The organism is Streptomyces neyagawaensis, from assembly GCF_023516595.1.
Classification (GTDB): domain Bacteria; phylum Actinomycetota; class Actinomycetes; order Streptomycetales; family Streptomycetaceae; genus Streptomyces; species Streptomyces neyagawaensis.
On the sequence record NZ_JAMGBG010000084.1, the window covers coordinates 1 to 16,532 of the forward strand.

The window sequence follows — 16,532 nt, forward strand, 5'->3', positions numbered from 1 at the left end:
CCGGGGGCCGTGGCGGGGGCCGGGGGGCGTGCGCCGGTGCTGGCGGAGGTGCGGGCCCGCGCGGGGGCCGGGGTGCTGGCCGCCGGGCTGTCGGTCGGGGCGGACGAGCTGGCGGTGCTCGTCGCCGACCGTGAGAAGCGGGTGCGGACGCGGCCCCGGGACAGCGGGGCGTGGGCGGTGCTGGGCGCGGCGTACGTGGAGCGGGCGCGGCGCACCGGCCGCGTCTCGGACCTTCCGAGGGCCGAGAAGGCCCTGCGCGCCTCGCTGCGGCTGCGCCCACACGGCAACGCCGACGCGCTCGACGGCATGACCGCGCTCGCGAACACCCGGCGCGACTTCCCGGCGGCGCTGCGCTGGGGCGAACGGGCGGTGGAGGCGTCGCCGGGCCGCTGGACGTCGCACGCGCTGCTCCTCGACGCGTACGACGGGCTCGGCCGCTACAAGGCTGTGCGCGGCACCCTGGAGCGGCTCCTCGACGCCGACTCCGGCCCGGCGGCCCAGGCGTGGGCCGCCCGCGTCTACTGGGACCAGGGCCGCCGCGAGGACGCGGCCGCCGCGCTCACCGACGCGGCGGCGGCCGCGGGGACCCCGGCCGAGGAGGCGGCGCTGTGGGTCCGGGCCGGGGAGCTGGCCTGGGAGCGGGGCGAGCCGGCCGAGGCGTCCCGCTACTTCACGGCGGCGACCCGGGCCGACCCGGGCGCGGCGGACGCGCTCGCGGGACACGGGCGGGTGCTGGCGGCGACGGGCAGGACGGCCGAGGGGGTACGGGCGTACCGGGCCGCGCTCACGCGGCGGCCGTCGGCCCGGGTGGCCCTGGAACTGGGCGAGCTGTACGAGTCGCTGGGGCGGGCCGGGGCGGCGGCGAAGCAGTACGGGGTGGTGCGGGAGCTGGTCCGGCGGTCCGCGGCCGCGGGGGTGAACGAGGCGCTGGTCCTCGGCGCGCTGGAGGCGGACCACGGCGATCCCGCTAAGGCCGTGCGGGTACTGCGCGCGGAGTGGCGCCGACAGCCGGGGCTGAAGGTCGCCGACGCGCTGGGGTGGGCGCTGCACCGGGCCGGGTCGCACGAGGAGGCACTGGAGTACGCGAGACGGGCGACGGATCCGGCGCGGGGCGGTGAGGTGCGGTCGGCGGTGTACGTGCACCACCGGGCGGAGATCGAGCGGGCGCTGGGGCTGACGGCGTCTGCGCGGCGCCACGGGGAGGAGGCGCGGCGGATCAATCCCTATCTCTAGGGGGAGGGATGTGTCCGCACAAGAGCTCGGGGGGCGCGGTTCGTCGGCGGGTGCGGGTTCGTTGTGGTTTCTCGCGCAGTTCCCCGCGCCCCTGGAAAAGCAGGGGCCTACGGCCCCGTGCTTTTCCGATGAAGGGCGGGCCGCAGGCCCGTTCCCTTCAGGGGCGCGGGGAACTGCGCGAACGGCCCCCACTCACCCGCACCCGCCGACGAACCGCGCCCCCCGAGCTATGAGGCGCCCTACAGGTTGCCCCTCTTCTCCTGCTCCCTCTCGATCGCCTCGAACAGCGCCTTGAAGTTGCCCTTCCCGAAGCCCATCGACCCGTGCCGCTCGATGATCTCGAAGAACACCGTCGGCCGGTCCTGCACCGGCTTCGTGAAGATCTGCAGCAGGTACCCGTCCTCGTCCCGGTCCGCGAGGATCTTCAGCTCGCGCAGGGTCTCGATGGGGACCCTCGTGTCGCCGACCCACTCGCCGAGCGTGTCGTAGTACGAGTCCGGCGTGTTGAGGAACTCCACCCCGGCCGCCCGCATCGTCCGTACGGTCCGCACGATGTCGTTCGTGTTGAGGGCGATGTGCTGGACGCCCGCGCCGCCGTAGAACTCCAGGTACTCGTCGATCTGGGACTTCTTCTTGGCGATGGCGGGCTCGTTGATGGGGAACTTGACCTTGAGCGTGCCGTCCGCCACCACCTTCGACATCAACGCGCTGTACTCGGTGGCGATGTCGTCGCCCACGAACTCCTTCATGTTCGTGAAGCCCATGACCCGGTTGTAGAACTCCACCCACTCGTTCATGCGGCCGAGTTCGACGTTGCCGACGCAGTGGTCGATGGCCTGGAACGTGCGCTGGGCGGGCGGCTCGACCATGGGGGCGGCGGCGACGTAGCCGGGGAGGTACGGGCCGTCGTAGCCGGTGCGCTCGACGAGGGTGTGCCGGGTCGTGCCGTACGTGGCGATCGCGGCGAGGACGACCGTGCCGTGCTCGTCCTTCACCTCGTAGGGCTCGGCGACGGAGCGGGCGCCGTGCTCGATGGCGTACTCGTAGGCGCGGCGGGCGTCGGGGACCTCGATGGCGAGGTCGATGACGCCGTCGCCGTGCTCGGCGACGTGCTCGGCGAGGAAGTGGCCCCAGGTGGTGGTCGCCTTGACGACCGAGGTGAGGACGAACCGGGCCGAGCCGTTCTCCAGGACGTAGCTGGCCGTCTCGCGGTTGCCGGTCTCGGGGCCGGAGTAGGCGACGAGCCGCATGCCGAAGGCGGTGGAGTAGTAGTGGGCGGCCTGTTTGGCGTTGCCCACGGCGAAGACGACAGCGTCCATTCCCTTGACCGGGAAGGGGTCGGCCTGCCGAGCGGTGTCAGGGACGGGGTGCGGGTGCGCAGAGGTGGCTGCCATGGCCGCAGGTTCTCCCCGCTCCCGCAAGGTGCGCAATAGTTCGCATCATGGCTGGACAATCTGCACAGTCGTGACCCCATACTCGGGCTTGTTCTGTACAGGATGCTCACCTCGGGAGAGCTCATGGCGATCGATCATCTGGACGGGCGGCTGATCGTGCTGCTGGCGCGCGAGCCGCGTATCGGGGTGCTGGAGATGTCGCGGCGGCTGGGGGTCGCGCGGGGCACGGTGCAGGCGCGGCTGGACCGCCTTCAGTCGAATGGAGTCATTCGCGGCTTCGGCCCCCAGGTGGACCCGGCGGCGCTCGGCTACCCGGTGACGGCGTTCGCGACGCTGCAGATCCGGCAGGGTCAAGGCGCGGACGTCCGGGCGCACTTGGCGACCGTGCCGGAGGTGCTGGAGCTGCACACGACGACCGGCAGCGGCGACATGCTGTGCCGGCTGGTGGCCCGTTCGAACGCGGATCTCCAGCGGGTGATCGACCGGGTCGTCGGTTTTGATGGCATCGTCCGGGCCGCCACGGCGATCGTCATGGAGAACCCCGTTCCGCTGCGGGTCATCCCGCTGGTGGAGCAGGCGGCGGCGGACCGGGAGACGACGACGTAGCCGATCTGGGGGTACGTGCGGTGGGTTTCTGGGACTACGTGGGCAGCTACCGCGAGAGGCTGCTGTTCGACGCGTACCAGCACGCCAGTGCCGTCCTGCAGTGCGTGGTCGTGGCGACGGTCGCCGGGGTGGCGATCGGCGTCCTCACCTACCGGCGGGAGTGGGCGGCCGGTCTCGCCACCGCCACGACCTCGGCCGTGCTCACCGTCCCCTCCCTCGCGATGATCGGCCTGCTGATCCCGGTGGTGGGGCTGGGTGTCGCCCCCACGGTGATCGCGCTGACGCTGTACGGGCTGCTGCCCGTCGTGCGGAACGCGATCGTGGGGCTGCGCGGGGTCGATCCGGCGCTGGTGGACGCGGCGAAGGGCATCGGGATGTCCCGGGCGCGCCGGCTGCTGCGGGTGGAGCTGCCGCTGGCCTGGCCGCCGATCCTCACCGGCGTCCGGGTCGCCACCCAGATGCTGATGGGCATCGCCGCGATCGCCGCGTACGCCTCCGGGCCGGGACTCGGCAACGAGATCTTCCGCGGTATCGCCTCGCTGGGCAGCGCCAACGCGCTCAACCAGGTGCTCGCGGGCACGCTCGGCATCGTCGTCCTCGCGCTGCTGTTCGATGCCGGGTACGTCCTGCTCGGGCGGCTGACGATCCCGAGGGGGATCCGTGGCTGACACCGGCGCCGCCATCGAGCTGGTCGACCTCACAAAGCACTATCCGGGCAACCCCCGACCCTCCGTCGACGGTGTGACCATGCGCATCCGTGCCGGCGAGACGGTCGTGTTCGTGGGGCCCTCGGGATGCGGCAAGTCGACGACACTCAAGATGATCAACAGGTTGATCGAGCCGTCCAGTGGATCCGTCCGGATCAACGGTGAGGACGTCACCGGACTTGATCCGGTCAAGCTGCGCCGCGAGATCGGCTACGCCATCCAGTCGTCCGGCCTCTTCCCGCACATGACGGTCGCCCAGAACATCGCCCTCGTGCCCCGGCTGGCCGGCTGGTCCGGGCGACGGGTCAGGGCGCGGGTGACGGAGATGCTGGAGCTGGTGGGGCTCGACCCGGGCGAGTTCCGCGACCGGTATCCGCGCAGGCTCTCCGGCGGCCAGCAGCAGCGGGTGGGTGTGGCGCGGGCGCTGGCCGCCGATCCGCCGGTGCTGCTGATGGACGAGCCGTTCGGCGCGGTGGACCCGGTCACCCGGGGCCATCTCCAGGACGAGTTGCTCCGGCTCCAGCGCGAGCTGCGCAAGACCATCGTGTTCGTCACGCATGACATCGACGAGGCGATCAAGCTCGGCGACCGGATCGCGGTCCTCGGGGAGCGGTCGAGGATCGCCCAGTTCGACACCCCGGAGGCGATCCTCGCCCACCCCGCCGACGACTTCGTCTCCGCTTTCGTCGGCACGGGCGCCGCCCTGAGGCGGCTCGACCTCACCCGCCTGCGGGACTTGGACGGCACCGGCTGCCCGACGGCACATCAAGGGGAGCCGATCCAGCAGGTCCGGGGCCGGCTGCGGGCGAGCGCCGCCGACGAGATGCTGCTGCTGGACCGGCGCGGCCGGCCCCTCCGATGGCTGCGGCGCGAGGACCTGGCGCACACCGAGGGGCCGCTCACGGAGGCCGGGACCCCGGTCGGCGGGACGGTGACCAGGGACGCCACGCTCCGGGAGGCCCTGGAGGCGGTACTGACCGACAGCGCGGGCCGGGTCGCGATCACCGGCCCGAACGGCGTGTACGCGGGCGCCGTCCACCTGGAGGGCCTCCTCGACACCGTGCGCGGGCTGCTGGCCGCCGACCGCAGACGCGCGCGGGAACACCAGGAGGAACTGGAGGCGACCCGACCCGGTCCCACGCTGCCGGAAGCGGAGGAGGTCACGGCGGGGAGGGTGGAGGGTGACACGGCGGGGAGGCCGGAGGGCCAGGCCGCCGGGCGGCCGGAGGGCGAAGCCGCCGGAAGACCGCAGGGCCAAGCCGCCGGAAGACCGGAGGGCGACGCCGCCGGAAGACCGCAGGGCGAAGCCGCGGGGCGGCCGCAGGGCGGGGCCGCCGGTCGGCCGGCTGGTGAAGCCACCGCGAGTCCGGCAGGGAGTGGGGCCACGGGAATCCCGGAGGCCGACATCGCCGAGGAACCGGAGGGGGACGCCGTGGGGAGCGCGGGGTGAGCGCGCCGCCGGGCACGGCCCCGGGGGCGGACGCCACGTCCGCTGCCCCCGGCACCCCCGTCGCGCCCGCGTCGCCCTACCCGTCCGGGTCCCCGGACGGGTCGCCCGGCGCAGCACCTGCCCCCTACGAGGCCCGCCCCCTCAGGATCACCTGGCGGAAGCTCACCCTGCTGCCGAGCCTCCTCGTCGTCGTCCTCGTCAGCACCTGGCTCTGGTTCCGGCACGCCGAGCTGGACGCGATCTCCGCGAACGCCCTGGCGAACGGGCAGGTGTGGCTGGCCCTGCGGCAGCACATCGCGCTGACCGCCGTCTCCACCTTCTTCGTACTGGTCATCGCCGTCCCGCTGGGCGTCCTGCTGACCCGGCGGAGATTCCGCGCGGCCACGCCCTTCGTCCGGGCCGTCGCCAACGCGGGGCAGGCCACCCCCGCCATCGGTCTGCTGGCGCTGCTGGTGATCTGGCTCGGCATCGGACGGACGGCGGCCCTGACCGGCATGATCGCCTACGCCGTCCTGCCGGTTCTGTCGAACACGATGGCCGGCCTCAGGGCGAACGAGCCGACGCTCCTCGAAGCCGCCCGGGGCATCGGCATGTCACCCGCGGAGGTGCTCACACGCGTCGAACTCCCGCTGGCCGTGCCGCTGATCCTCGCGGGCGTCCGCACGGCCCTCGTCCTGAACGTCGGCACGGCCACCCTCGCCGCGTTCGGCGGGGGCGGCGGCCTCGGCGTACTGATCACCACCGGCATCACCAACCAGCGCGTGCCCGTCCTCGTCCTCGGCTCGATCCTCACGGTGGCGCTGGCCCTGCTGGTGGACTGGCTGGCCTCGCTCGCGGAGGTGCTGCTGCGGCCGCGGGGCCTGGAGGAGGGCCCATGAGCCCGGTCGGGTCGGCGCAGCGTGCGGCCGTCCTGCTCTGCGGACTGCTGGCCGTCACCGGGTGCGGGCTGACCAGCGGCTCCCCCATGACGGACGACGTACGGCCGGGCTCCGTCGGACGGGGCCGGCCCCTGGAGGGCGCCGAGCTGACCGTGACGTCGAAGGACTTCACGGAGAACCTGATCCTCGGCGCGATCATGGGCATCGCCTTCCAGGCGGCCGGCGCGGAGGTGCTCGACCGGACCGGCGTCCAGGGGTCCTTCGGCGCCCGGGAGGCGGTCAGGAGCGGCGAGGCGGACGCCATGTTCGAGTACACGGGCACCGCCTGGATCACGTACCAGGGCAACAGCGCCCCCATCGCCGATGCGCGCCGGCAGTGGGAGGCGGTGCGCGACGCCGACCTGAGGAACGGGGTGACCTGGCTGCCGCCGTCGGCCCTGGACAACACGTACGCCCTCGCCCTGAACCGAGCCAACGCCGACCGGTACCGCACGAGGAACCTCTCCGAGGTGGCCGTTCTCGCGGGGCGGGACCCCGACGCCGTCACCCTGTGCGTGGAGGGCGAGTTCGCCAACCGCGCGGACGGGCTGCCGGGGTTGCAGAAGGCGTACGGCATGAGCCTGCCCGCCGGGAACATCACCCAGATGGACACCGGGATCATCTACACGCAGGCGGCGAAGGGGAGTTGTGTGTACGGGGAGGTCTTCACCACCGACGGCCGCATCGCGTCGATGCGGCTCGCGGTGATGGAGGACGACCGGCGGTTCTTCCCGCACTACAACGCGGCCCCCGAGATCAACTCCGCGACCCTGAGGAAATGGCCGGCCATCGCCGACGTCCTGGCCCCGATCACGGCGAAGCTGAACAACGACGTGGCCCGGAAGCTGAATGCAAGGGTCGATGTGGAGGGGGAGGATCCGCACCAGGTGGCGTTGGAGTGGATGGTGGCGGAGGGGTTCGTCGTCACCCCGGGCGGGGGCGAGTGAGCGGATCCCGGCCCGCCGAGGGGACGGGCCAGGAAGGAGCGGCGGTTTCCGGCCGCTCCACGTCACGCGCGGCGCGGGCAGGGCGGCTCGTGGTCGAGGTGGGGGAAGCCGGTGGTCGGGTCAGCAGCTGGGGACCGAGCCCTTGCCCGTCTCCAGGGCCACCAGGGAGCTGACCGCGTTCTTCAGCGTGGTCACCGGGATGAGCCTGAGCCCCTTCGGCAGCTCGGCCTTCGCGTCGGCGCACTCGGCCTTGGGGACCAGGAAGATCGTGGCGCCGTCACGGCGGGCGGCCTGGGTCTTCAGGGGCACCCCGCCGACGGCGCCAACCTTGCCGGAGCCGTCGATGGTCCCCGTACCGGCGATGACCCGGCCGCCGGTGAGATCGCCGCCGCTGCCGTCACCGTCGAGCTTGTCGACGATGCCGAGGGAGAACAGCAGACCGGCGCTGGGGCCGCCGACGTCGGCGAGCCGCAGGGTGACCTTGACGTCGTCGGCGTCCTCACCGAGGTACGCGAGGGCCGCCTCGGTGGCCGTGTCCTGGGACTCCTTCATCTCTGCCGCGTTGTACTCCTCGATCTCCTTCACGGACTCGCCGCTGGGGTAGACCGCGTCGCGCGGCATGACGGCCCGGTCGGTGCGGAACCAGTTGTCGAGCACGTCACCGAGGTCGACGTCGGCGTCGGGGCCCGTCGCCACGATGGTCGTCATGCGCAGTTCGCCGGTGGTCCGCCGGGTCTGCGCGCCGGAGATGGTGATCACCGGCTCGCCCTTGTTCTCGCCGAGGACGTTCGCCGTCATACCGGGCTGCGCGATGGTGAACGGCAACGGTGCGAACGCGACCGTCGCGAGCAGCCCCACGACGGGCACGGCACAGACGGCTACGGCGGCGGGACGCGATAGACGGGAGAGGCGAGAGAGCACGGAGTCAATCTAACGCGACGCGCGGTTCCGGCCAGGGGGCGGTGGGCGCAGGCCCGGCCCAGGGTGCCGGAACTCACTTCCCGTCGGTGTCCTCGAAGACCGCGAGCATCTGCGTGAGCACATGCACACAGGAGTCGATGTCCGCGCCGGTGATGTCGCCCCCGACCTGCGCCATCAGCCGGCTCTCACGGGCGATGAGGTCCTCGATGGCGGTGCGCCCCGCGTCCGTCAGCCGGATCAGGGACGACCGCTGGTGCGCCGGGTTGGGGACGGCCTCGACGAGGTCGCCGTCCGCCGCCTCGTTGACCATCCGCTGCACGAACTGCCGGCTCACCGCCAGGGCCCGCCCCATCTGCGGCACCGTCATCGGGCCCCTGGCCCGCAGCAGCTCCAGTACGGCCCGTACGCCGATGGAGAGCCCCACGATCGGCGCCTTCAGCTCCACGGCCTTGGTGACCCGGCGGTACAGGGGGCCGAGGACGGCGAACACCTCGTACAGCCGCCCGGCGAGGACCTCGGGCGGGAGTGGTCGGTCCTTGTCGGCGTCGTGGGCGGCTCGACCGGTCTCGTTGTCGCTGTCGTTCTGCGTCACCCGACCAGGATGACACCTGGGTTGCCATTCCGCTCGCAAGATGACACCTTAGTTGTCATGACTGATGCCTCTCAGGTGTTCACATTCACATCCGACGACGGCCCGCTCGCCTACGGCGACACCGGCACGGGCCTCCCGCTGGTCCTGCTGCACGGCGGCTTCACCGATCGCCGTATGTGGCGCGATCTCGTTCCGCCGCTCTCGGCACACCACCGGGTGATCACACCGGACGCGCGCGGCCACGGCGCCTCGGCCAACGCGAGCAAGCCGTTCCGGTTCACCGACGACCTCGCCGCGCTCCTGCGGCACCTCGACACCGGCCCGGCCGTGCTGATCGGCATGTCGATGGGCGGAGGCATCGCGGTCGACACCGCGCTGGAGCACCCGGATCTCGTACGGGGCCTCGTCGTCAGCAACGTCGGCACCAGCGAGCCCGAGTTCACGGACCCGTGGACCAAGGACTCGGTCGCCCGCTACTACGGCGCGCTGATGGCCGGGGACATCGAGACCTGGCTCGACGTCGCCGCCGAGGCGGTCGTCGGCCCGTACCGCGGCGCGGACGACGTGGACGCCGAGCTCGTGCGCCGCGTGCGGGAGATGAACCGCGACACCGTCTCCAAGCACTCCCTCGGCGAGACGGACTGGCACGTCCCGGTGACGGACACCTGGGCGCGCGCCGCCTCCCTCACCGTCCCGGTCCTCGCGGTCAACGGCGCCCTCGACGCCCCCGACCTCATCGCCATGGCCGAACGCCTCACCACCACGGTCGCCGGCCCCGGTCGCGCCACGTCCATCGAGGGCACGGCCCACTACGCCAACATGGAACAGCCGGAGACCTTCGCGAAGCTGGTCCTGGAGTGGCTGGAGACGCTGGACACCCTGGAGACGCCGCAGGGCGCGCACCGGCCGTAGGACGAGCCCCGGCCGTAGAAGGGCGGCGCCAGGACAGGCGGGCGGATTCCAGGTCGCAGGAGACCGGGGTCACAGACGGCCGGGGTCACAGGGAGCCGAGGTCACGGGGGTGCCTCGGCTCGGCCCGCCGCGCGTGTCAGCGGAGCGCGTCCGCCACCTCTCGGGCCGCGTCCATCACGCGCGGCCCCACCCGCTCCGGCACCGCGTCCGCCAGCATGACGACGCCGACGCTGCCCTCGACCCCGTTCACACCGAGCAGCGGCGCCGCGGCACCGCTCGCCCCGGCCTCCAGCTCACCGTGCGTGAGCGCGTACCCGGGCCAGTCCCCCGGCTGCTGACGGGCCGACAGGATCGCGCGTCCGGCGGCCCCCCGGTCCAGCGCATGACGGAATCCGGCCCGGTAGGCGACGTGATAATCCGTCCACGTCGGCTCGACGACAGCCACGGCCAACGCTTCGGTGCCGTCGACGAGGGTGAGGTGCGCGGTGGCACCTATGTCCTCGGCCAACGACCGCAGCGCCGGCAGCGCGGCCTCCCGCACCAGCGGATGCACCTGGCGGCCCAGGCGGAGCACACCGAGCCCGACCCGGGCACGTCCGCCCAGGTCACGTCGTACGAGCGAGTGCTGCTCCAGTGTGGCGAGCAGACGGTACACAACGGTCCGGTTGACCCCGAGCTTGTTGGACAGCTCGGTGACGGTCAGCCCGTGGTCGGTATCGGCGAGAAGTTTGAGGACACGCAGTCCCCTGTCCAGCGTCTGAGAGGTCTCCGCGGTCACGACGCCCACTCCTTCGTGGTGAGGGCGGCGGCCCCCTTCGCGAGGGATGCGTCACCGGTCCCGTCGGCGACGCGCTACAGAGGCCGCCGATCGGCTGGACCCGGTTGGCATCCGGGCGGAGTCGCTTCACGGCTGCGCTCCGCGGCGGCGCTGCCACGGGGCGTTTGCGTAGCGGGACAGTAGACGAGCCGGTTCGCTGAGCGGAAGACTCCGTCCAGAATCCGGTCAAGGTGCGGTACGGACTACTTCGATTTGTCGCGAAATGTAGGGGCGCGGCTCACAGGGCACCCACAGCGCTCCGCACGGCGCGCGGGCCTCCCCGCGCGCCGTGCGAACAGCCGTCATCCGCCCGTGCGACCGACGCCCCGCCAGGCGCCGCTGTCACTTCATGCGGGTGGCCCACTCCTGCACCTTGGCGATGCGCTGCCGCAGTTGGCCCGCGGTGGCCTCGGCGCTCGGCGGTCCGCCGCACACACGCCGTACCTCGGTGTGGATGACGCCGTGCGGCTTGCCGCTCTGGTGGGAGTAGGCGCCGACCATGCTGTTGAGCTGCTTGCGCAGTTCGAGGAGTTCCTTGTGGGTGACGACGGGCCGGCGGTCGGCGGGCAGCTCGACGAGGTCGGCCTCCGCGTCCGGTTTCCGGCGGCTGTGCGCGATCTGCCGGGCCTGCCGCTTCTGGAGCAGCAGCTGCACCTGGTCGGGTTCGAGGAGCCCCGGGATCCCGAGGTAGTCCTGCTCCTCCTCGCTTCCCGGGTGGGCCTGCATACCGAACTCGGCGCCGTTGTACATGACCCGGTCGAAGACCGCGTCGGACTCCAGCGCCTCGAACGGCAGCATGTCCTGCTCGCCGGTGTCCTCGTCCTGCTGCCGCTCCGCCTCGGCGAGGAGCTTCTCCTCCTCGGCGTACGGGTCCTCCTCGCCCCCCTTCTTGGGCTTGTCGAGGACGTGGTCGCGTTCGCGCTCCATCTCGTTGGCGAAGCCGAGGAGGTCGGGCACGGTCGGCAGGAACACGGACGCGGTCTCGCCGCGCCGTCGGGACCGCACGAAACGCCCGACGGCCTGCGCGAAGAAGAGAGGGGTGGAGATGGTGGTGGCGTACACGCCGACCGCGAGCCGCGGCACGTCGACGCCCTCGGACACCATACGGACGGCGACCATCCACCGGTCGGTGTTGTGGCTGAACTCGTCGATGCGGTCCGAGGCGCCGGAGTCGTCGGACAGGACGAGGGTCGCCCCGTGGCCGGTGATCTCCCGGATGAGCTTGGCGTAGGCGCGCGCCGACTCCTGGTCGGAGGCGATGACGAGGGCGCCCGCGTCCGGGATGGCCTTCCTGACCTCGGTGAGCCGCTGGTCGGCGGCGCGCAGCACGCTCGGCATCCACTCGCCGCGCGGATCGAGCGCGGTGCGCCAGGCCTGGCTGATGGCGTCCTTGGTCATGGGCTCGCCGAGCCGCGCGGCGATCTCGTCGCCGGCCTTGGTGCGCCAGCGCATGTTGCCGCTGTAGGAGAGGAAGATGACGGGCCGCACGACGTTGTCGGCGAGCGCGTTGCCGTAGCCGTAGGTGTAGTCGGCGGAGGACCGCCGGATGCCGTCCTGCCCCTCCTCGTACGTCACGAACGGGATGGGGTTGGTGTCGGACCGGAAGGGCGTACCGGTGAGGGCGAGCCGCCGGGTGGCCGGTTCGAACGCCTCCAGGCAGGCCTCGCCCCAGGACTTGCTGTCGCCGGCGTGGTGGATCTCGTCGAGGATGACGAGGGTCTTGCGCTGTTCGCTGCGGTTGCGGTGCAGCATGGGGCGCACGCCGACACCGGCGTAGGTGACGGCGACCCCGTCGTACTCCCGGCCGAGCGGCCCCGCGCTGTACTCGGGGTCCAGCTTGATCCCTATCCGCGCCGCGGCCTCCGCCCACTGCTTCTTCAGGTGCTCGGTCGGCGCCACGACGGTCACCTGCTGCACGACGTGGTGGTGCAGCAGCCAGGACGCGAGCGTCAGCGCGAAGGTGGTCTTCCCGGCGCCGGGCGTCGCGACCGCGAGGAAGTCCCGCGGCTGCTCCTGGATGTACTTCTCCATCGCCCCTTGCTGCCAGGCACGCAGCTTGCTGGCGGTACCCCAGGGGGCGCGGCCGGGGAAGGCGGGTGAGAGGTGGTGGTTCGAGGAAGCGGTCATGGGCGCGGGCCCGGAGGGCCCTCCGTTGAGGGTGGCGGTGGGCGACGGGCGGGAGGTAGTCACGGTCTCCGGTCTGTGATCTGTGGTCGGGCGGCTCGGTGGGGTAGCGGCGAGCGGCCCTGCCACAGCGGCTCGGCCGGCTCGGCTACGTATGACAACCGGGCCACCCTACCGGCGGCGGGACCGGGTCAACGCGCGTACGACACCCGCTCCCCCGGCGATGGGATCCACCTCACAGCGACCTCAGCCGCCCCGCGATCACCCCGACATCACCCTCGTCCCCGGAGGCGACATCGATGACCAGGTCGTACGCCCGGTCCTGGTCCACGTCCGCGAGGTCGACGCCGTTGACGGCGAGGAACGTGGCCGCCGCGAGCCAGGCCGTGCGCTTGTTCCCGTCGACGAGGCGGTGGTTCGTGGCGATGGCGTGCAGCAGCGCGGCCGCCCGGTCGTGGAGGTCGGTGTAGGCGGCGGTGCCGAACATACGGGCGCGCGGCCGGTGCACGGCCGACTCCAGCAGTCCGGGCTCACGCTGCTCGGGCGCCCGCCCGCCGAAGGCGACCTCGGCGAGGGCGGTGACCTCGGCGACGGTCAGATGACGGCTCACTCCCCCAACCTCCGCAACAACTCGGCATGCGCCGAGGCGAGCCGATCGGCATGCCCGCGCACGAGCGCCCCTTGCGCCCGCACGTACGCCTCCACGGCCTCCCCCACGACCTCGTCCGGTCCCCGCCCCTGCGCGTCGGCGAGGTCGGCGAGGGCCCGATGGAGCGCGGGGTCGAGGCGGTGGGTGATCTCGGTCATGGGGCGAGGTTAGAGGGGAGGCGGGCGGAGGCCCCACCGGTTTACGGACAACGGTCCGCCCCTCACCCTCCTCACCCCCTCCTCCCTCACCGCTCCCGCAGCCGTGTCGTCACCCAGGCCCCCAGGAGCGCCACGGCCGCCATCGGCAGGAACACGGCGATGAACGCGGCCGGGTGGGAGCCGCTGCCGGAGGCCGTCGTGGCCGTGTGGCCGGCCGCGCCGCCGCCGAGCGCGGCGAAGGCGGCGCCGCCGGCCGCGAGCAGCAGCGCGTTGGAGAGGCCGTCGGAGATCTGGAGCGCGGCGGAGTTGGTGCCTGCCTCCTCCGGGGCGGAGAGCTTGAGCAGCAGGACACTGGTGGAGGAGATGACAAGGCCCATCCCGAAGCACCCGAAGGCCCACGCGACAGCCACGGTCCACACCGGCACCGTCTCGATCAGCACGCTCGGCACGGTGACGATCGCCGCCGCGACCACCACCATCCCGGTCGTCATCAGCCGCTCCCGGTACGGCTCCACGCGCGCCCGCGCCTGCACCCACGACCCCAGCGCCCACGCCCCGCCGCCCGCCGCGAGCGAGAACCCGGCGAGCGTCGGCGACAGCCCCCGCTGGGTGACCAGCATCAGCGGCACGAACGACTCGGCCGCGATGAACGACCCCGCCGCCACCCCGCGCAGCAGCACCACGGAGGGCAGCCCCCGCACCGCCCGGTACGTCCCCCTCGGCAACAGCCCCAGCACGGCCGGCACCAGCAGCGCCACCCCGACCGCGGCCGGCACGACCGACAGCCACCGCAGATCCTGGGCCGCGTACTGCAGGAGCCCGGCCCCCACCGAGATACCGAGGGCGAGCCGGATACGGCGGCGGTCGAAGGAGGGGGACGGAGAGGGGGAGGCCGAAGCCGAGGAAGGGGCGGAGACCCCGGCAGGCGCAGATGCGGCGCCAGGGGCAGGGGCAGATGCAGGTGATGGGGGCGACGCGGCGGGGTGCGCGCCGGAAGAAGCGCCGTCCGTGGACGGGGACGCCGTGGACGGGGACGACACGGAGGGGGCGCCGGCCTGGATGTCGACCGGGGTACCGGCCGGGATATCCGCCGGGGCGCCGGGGCCGGGCGCCGGGCCGCCGACCGGTCCTGACGCCCGGCGCCGTATCTGGGGCAGTGCCAGCCCCAGCGGCAGCACGACCAGGACCGGGATGCCCACGAAGACCCAGCGCCAGCCCAGCTGTTCGGTGACGGCGCCCGCGGCGAGGGGGCCGACGACGGAGGGGATGATCCAGCTCGCGGCGAACCCCGCCATGATGGACGGCCGCAGCCGCTCCGGGTATGCCCGCCCCACCACCACGTACAGCGCGACGATGACCAGGCCGCCACCAAGTCCCTGGACGGCCCGGCCGACGATGAACAGCCACATCGCGCCCGCGGTGCCGGACAGCAGCAGTCCGGCGGCGAACGCGGCGATGCCCGTGGTCAGCGGCCCGAGCGGCCCCCGCAGGTCCGACCACTGCCCGGACAGCACCATGCCGAACAGGCTGGTGGTGAAGTACGCCGAGAACACGAAGCCGTACGCCGAGACCCCGTCCAACTCCCGTGCGGCGACCGGCATGGCCGTCCCGACCGCCATCGCCTCGAACGCGATCAGCAGCACGACGGAGACGATGCCGACGCTGAGCGCCCGGTAGGAGCGCCCCAACACTCCCTCCGCACGCTCGCCGACAACCACCCGACCAACATCCTGCGCAACGCCCGTGCCACGCGGCCTCAGAGCACCCATGCCCGCCAGCGTAAGGGGCATGCCCGACATTGACCCCTGTCCGGAGTCCCGCACCCCGTGCGACCTTGGTCGTACGCCCCCGTCCCTACTCCCCCACGAACCCCGGGCACCCCACGCCACGCCCTTTCATGAACGGCGTATGGCAGTCCCGTTGCGACCCCCACGCACCCCTTGAGCCCCGCCCACTCCCCCGCCTACGGTCTGTACATCGAGTTCGGAGCAATCACCCGAAGTTCCACGAAGCACCATGATTGCCCCAACCCGGCCGTGTGCCCGAGTGGTTTAGGGACTCGCCTGCAAAGCGAGTTACGTGGGTTCGATTCCCGCCACGGCCTCCAGCGCGCCTCGGTCAGGCGACCAGGCACAACGCGAGGGCGGCACCCCGGAAGGGTGCCGCCCTGTTGTGCGTCCGTCGCAGTTCCCTCGCAACTCGTCGGACGCCCTCCAGCCACGTCGGACGGCCGGCCGCTGTGAAGCGGTCGGCCGTTGTGAAGCGGTCGGCCGTTGTCGTGGTCGCCCGCAGCGGGGCGACCCGTCGGCTCAGCCGCCCGCGCAGGCCTCGTTGCGGAGGGTTTCCACCCAGCAGCCCGTCGCCGTCCTCTCGCGCTTCTCCCGCTGGAGGAGCCAGAGGGTGAACGCGAAGGTGGAGATGTCGGCGTTGAGGGGGCAGAGCGTGGACTCGGGCTCGCTCCAGTTGAGCGCGGCGCCCGTCGTGCCGTCGAGGACAACGCTGTTGCCCTCGACGAAGTGGCCGAGACGGATCAGTCGGGTCGCCTCGGCGGGAAGTCGGTCGGCGGGGAACCCGGGGCGTTCGTACGCGTAGTACTCGGCGAGGGTCGGCAGCGGGATGTCCGTGTCGAGCTGGAAGAGGGCGTGCTCCTCGGGCAGGCCCATGTCGCGCAGGAAGCGGCGGGTCGGCTCGTGCGTGAGCGTCGCCGGGAAGTCGAAGTCCTCGAAGCGCCACACCTTGCTCTGGCCGAACTCCTCGTCCAGCAGCAGGGCGGGCAGGTCCAGCGCCAGTCCCGACAGTGTCGCCGGTCCGGCGGTCACGGTCAGGTCCGTCAAGTCGTTCAGGTCCGTCAGGCCCATGGTCCCCATCGTCATCGTGCTCTCGGCTCCCCCAGCACATGGTGCGCGGCGTGCTACCCCCCGGCAGGGGACAACACCGCACCGCCCAGCGGCCGTTGCCGTCCCACTCCCAGAACCTTACGCCGCCCCACTGACAACGCCCGCCGCACACGCGAACACCAGCCAACGGGCTCACGCCGGGACCGGTCGGGATGGCTCAGGAGCGGCAGGGCACGCGTCAGGAACGCCCAGCAGCCGTCGGTATCTA

The 16,532-nt window shown here is 72.4% G+C and carries 16 protein-coding genes and 1 tRNA gene; 8 read left to right on the plus strand and 9 right to left on the minus strand.

Going from position 1 to position 16,532, the window contains the following annotated elements; all coding sequences use genetic code 11:
- Positions 1 to 1,233: tetratricopeptide repeat protein (locus M8J73_RS30170; protein ID WP_372504042.1), on the plus strand; the 1,233-nt coding region annotated here is incomplete at its 5' end.
- Positions 1,234 to 1,472: 239 nt separating this feature from the next.
- Here the strand turns inward: M8J73_RS30170 and hppD are convergent.
- Positions 1,473 to 2,627: a 4-hydroxyphenylpyruvate dioxygenase gene (gene hppD, locus M8J73_RS30175; RefSeq protein ID WP_055539914.1), complete on the minus strand. Its 1,155-nt coding sequence runs from the start codon at positions 2,625 to 2,627 to the stop codon at positions 1,473 to 1,475.
- A 123-nt stretch (positions 2,628 to 2,750) separates the two neighbouring features.
- On the opposite strand from hppD, the gene M8J73_RS30180 reads away from it, so the two are divergent.
- The 5 genes from M8J73_RS30180 to M8J73_RS30200 are packed head-to-tail and all read left to right on the plus strand — an operon-like array spanning position 2,751 to position 7,254.
- Positions 2,751 to 3,233 (plus strand): Lrp/AsnC family transcriptional regulator, encoded by a 483-nt coding sequence (locus M8J73_RS30180; protein WP_055539913.1) that lies wholly within the window; start codon positions 2,751 to 2,753, stop codon positions 3,231 to 3,233.
- 20 nt (positions 3,234 to 3,253) lie between these two features.
- Positions 3,254 to 3,901 carry an ABC transporter permease gene (locus M8J73_RS30185; protein ID WP_055539912.1) on the plus strand — a complete coding sequence of 216 codons (648 nt, stop codon included), beginning with the start codon at positions 3,254 to 3,256 and terminating at the stop codon, positions 3,899 to 3,901.
- Complete coding sequence (locus M8J73_RS30190) at positions 3,894 to 5,390, plus strand: ABC transporter ATP-binding protein (protein ID WP_372504043.1); 1,497 nt, start codon at positions 3,894 to 3,896, stop codon at positions 5,388 to 5,390. Before M8J73_RS30185 ends, M8J73_RS30190 begins: the two co-directional genes overlap by 8 nt.
- Positions 5,387 to 6,268: an ABC transporter permease gene (locus M8J73_RS30195; RefSeq protein WP_055538609.1), complete on the plus strand. Its 882-nt coding sequence runs from the start codon at positions 5,387 to 5,389 to the stop codon at positions 6,266 to 6,268. Before M8J73_RS30190 ends, M8J73_RS30195 begins: the two co-directional genes overlap by 4 nt.
- Positions 6,265 to 7,254 (plus strand): glycine betaine ABC transporter substrate-binding protein, encoded by a 990-nt coding sequence (locus tag M8J73_RS30200; protein ID WP_055538608.1) that lies wholly within the window; start codon positions 6,265 to 6,267, stop codon positions 7,252 to 7,254. The genes M8J73_RS30195 and M8J73_RS30200 overlap by 4 nt, the downstream gene beginning before the upstream one ends.
- Positions 7,255 to 7,374: 120 nt before the next feature.
- On the opposite strand, the gene M8J73_RS30205 is transcribed toward M8J73_RS30200, so the two are convergent.
- Both M8J73_RS30205 and M8J73_RS30210 read right to left on the minus strand, forming a co-directional pair.
- Positions 7,375 to 8,175 (minus strand): S16 family serine protease, encoded by an 801-nt coding sequence (locus tag M8J73_RS30205; RefSeq protein ID WP_055538607.1) that lies wholly within the window; start codon positions 8,173 to 8,175, stop codon positions 7,375 to 7,377.
- Positions 8,176 to 8,248: 73 nt separating this feature from the next.
- On the minus strand, positions 8,249 to 8,767 hold the full coding sequence (locus tag M8J73_RS30210; protein WP_055538606.1) for a MarR family winged helix-turn-helix transcriptional regulator: 519 nt from the start codon (positions 8,765 to 8,767) through the stop codon (positions 8,249 to 8,251).
- Between the two features lie 57 nt (positions 8,768 to 8,824).
- Between M8J73_RS30210 and M8J73_RS30215 the strand changes: the two genes are divergently transcribed.
- Positions 8,825 to 9,679, plus strand: coding sequence for an alpha/beta fold hydrolase (locus M8J73_RS30215; RefSeq protein WP_055538605.1), 855 nt, complete (start codon positions 8,825 to 8,827; stop codon positions 9,677 to 9,679).
- 136 nt (positions 9,680 to 9,815) lie between these two features.
- Here M8J73_RS30215 and M8J73_RS30220 read toward each other — a convergent pair whose 3' ends face one another.
- The 5 genes from M8J73_RS30220 to M8J73_RS30240 form a co-directional block, all read right to left on the minus strand.
- Positions 9,816 to 10,457, minus strand: a complete 642-nt coding sequence (locus tag M8J73_RS30220; RefSeq protein WP_055538604.1) for an IclR family transcriptional regulator — start codon at positions 10,455 to 10,457, stop codon at positions 9,816 to 9,818.
- Between the two features lie 381 nt (positions 10,458 to 10,838).
- Positions 10,839 to 12,623 carry a DEAD/DEAH box helicase gene (locus M8J73_RS30225; RefSeq protein WP_055538603.1) on the minus strand — a complete coding sequence of 595 codons (1,785 nt, stop codon included), beginning with the start codon at positions 12,621 to 12,623 and terminating at the stop codon, positions 10,839 to 10,841.
- Positions 12,624 to 12,855: 232 nt separating this feature from the next.
- Complete coding sequence (locus M8J73_RS30230) at positions 12,856 to 13,230, minus strand: type II toxin-antitoxin system death-on-curing family toxin (RefSeq protein ID WP_055538602.1); 375 nt, start codon at positions 13,228 to 13,230, stop codon at positions 12,856 to 12,858.
- Positions 13,227 to 13,427, minus strand: coding sequence for a hypothetical protein (locus tag M8J73_RS30235; RefSeq protein ID WP_055538601.1), 201 nt, complete (start codon positions 13,425 to 13,427; stop codon positions 13,227 to 13,229). The genes M8J73_RS30230 and M8J73_RS30235 overlap by 4 nt, the downstream gene beginning before the upstream one ends.
- Positions 13,428 to 13,513: 86 nt before the next feature.
- Positions 13,514 to 15,196, minus strand: a complete 1,683-nt coding sequence (locus tag M8J73_RS30240) for an MFS transporter (RefSeq protein ID WP_249829304.1) — start codon at positions 15,194 to 15,196, stop codon at positions 13,514 to 13,516.
- A gap of 263 nt (positions 15,197 to 15,459) precedes the next feature.
- On the opposite strand from M8J73_RS30240, the gene M8J73_RS30245 reads away from it, so the two are divergent.
- Positions 15,460 to 15,534 (plus strand) — tRNA-Cys (locus M8J73_RS30245).
- A gap of 202 nt (positions 15,535 to 15,736) precedes the next feature.
- Here M8J73_RS30245 and M8J73_RS30250 read toward each other — a convergent pair.
- Entirely contained in the window at positions 15,737 to 16,300 is a 564-nt protein-coding gene (locus tag M8J73_RS30250) for an SUKH-4 family immunity protein (protein ID WP_249829305.1), read from the minus strand.
- Positions 16,301 to 16,532: the final 232 nt, after the last annotated feature.

What these genes read in the sequence shown, in the direction of transcription:
- M8J73_RS30240 (WP_249829304.1), bottom strand. Translation starts at nt 15,196, where the DNA reads ATGGGTGCTCTGAGGCCGCGTGGCACGGGCGTTGCGCAGGATGTTGGT.
- M8J73_RS30180 (WP_055539913.1), top strand. Translation starts at nt 2,751, where the DNA reads ATGGCGATCGATCATCTGGACGGGCGGCTGATCGTGCTGCTGGCGCGC.
- M8J73_RS30250 (WP_249829305.1), bottom strand. Translation starts at nt 16,300, where the DNA reads ATGACGATGGGGACCATGGGCCTGACGGACCTGAACGACTTGACGGAC.
- M8J73_RS30200 (WP_055538608.1), top strand. Translation starts at nt 6,265, where the DNA reads ATGAGCCCGGTCGGGTCGGCGCAGCGTGCGGCCGTCCTGCTCTGCGGA.
- M8J73_RS30215 (WP_055538605.1), top strand. Translation starts at nt 8,825, where the DNA reads ATGACTGATGCCTCTCAGGTGTTCACATTCACATCCGACGACGGCCCG.
- hppD (WP_055539914.1), bottom strand. Translation starts at nt 2,627, where the DNA reads ATGGCAGCCACCTCTGCGCACCCGCACCCCGTCCCTGACACCGCTCGG.
- M8J73_RS30225 (WP_055538603.1), bottom strand. Translation starts at nt 12,623, where the DNA reads ATGACCGCTTCCTCGAACCACCACCTCTCACCCGCCTTCCCCGGCCGC.
- M8J73_RS30235 (WP_055538601.1), bottom strand. Translation starts at nt 13,427, where the DNA reads ATGACCGAGATCACCCACCGCCTCGACCCCGCGCTCCATCGGGCCCTC.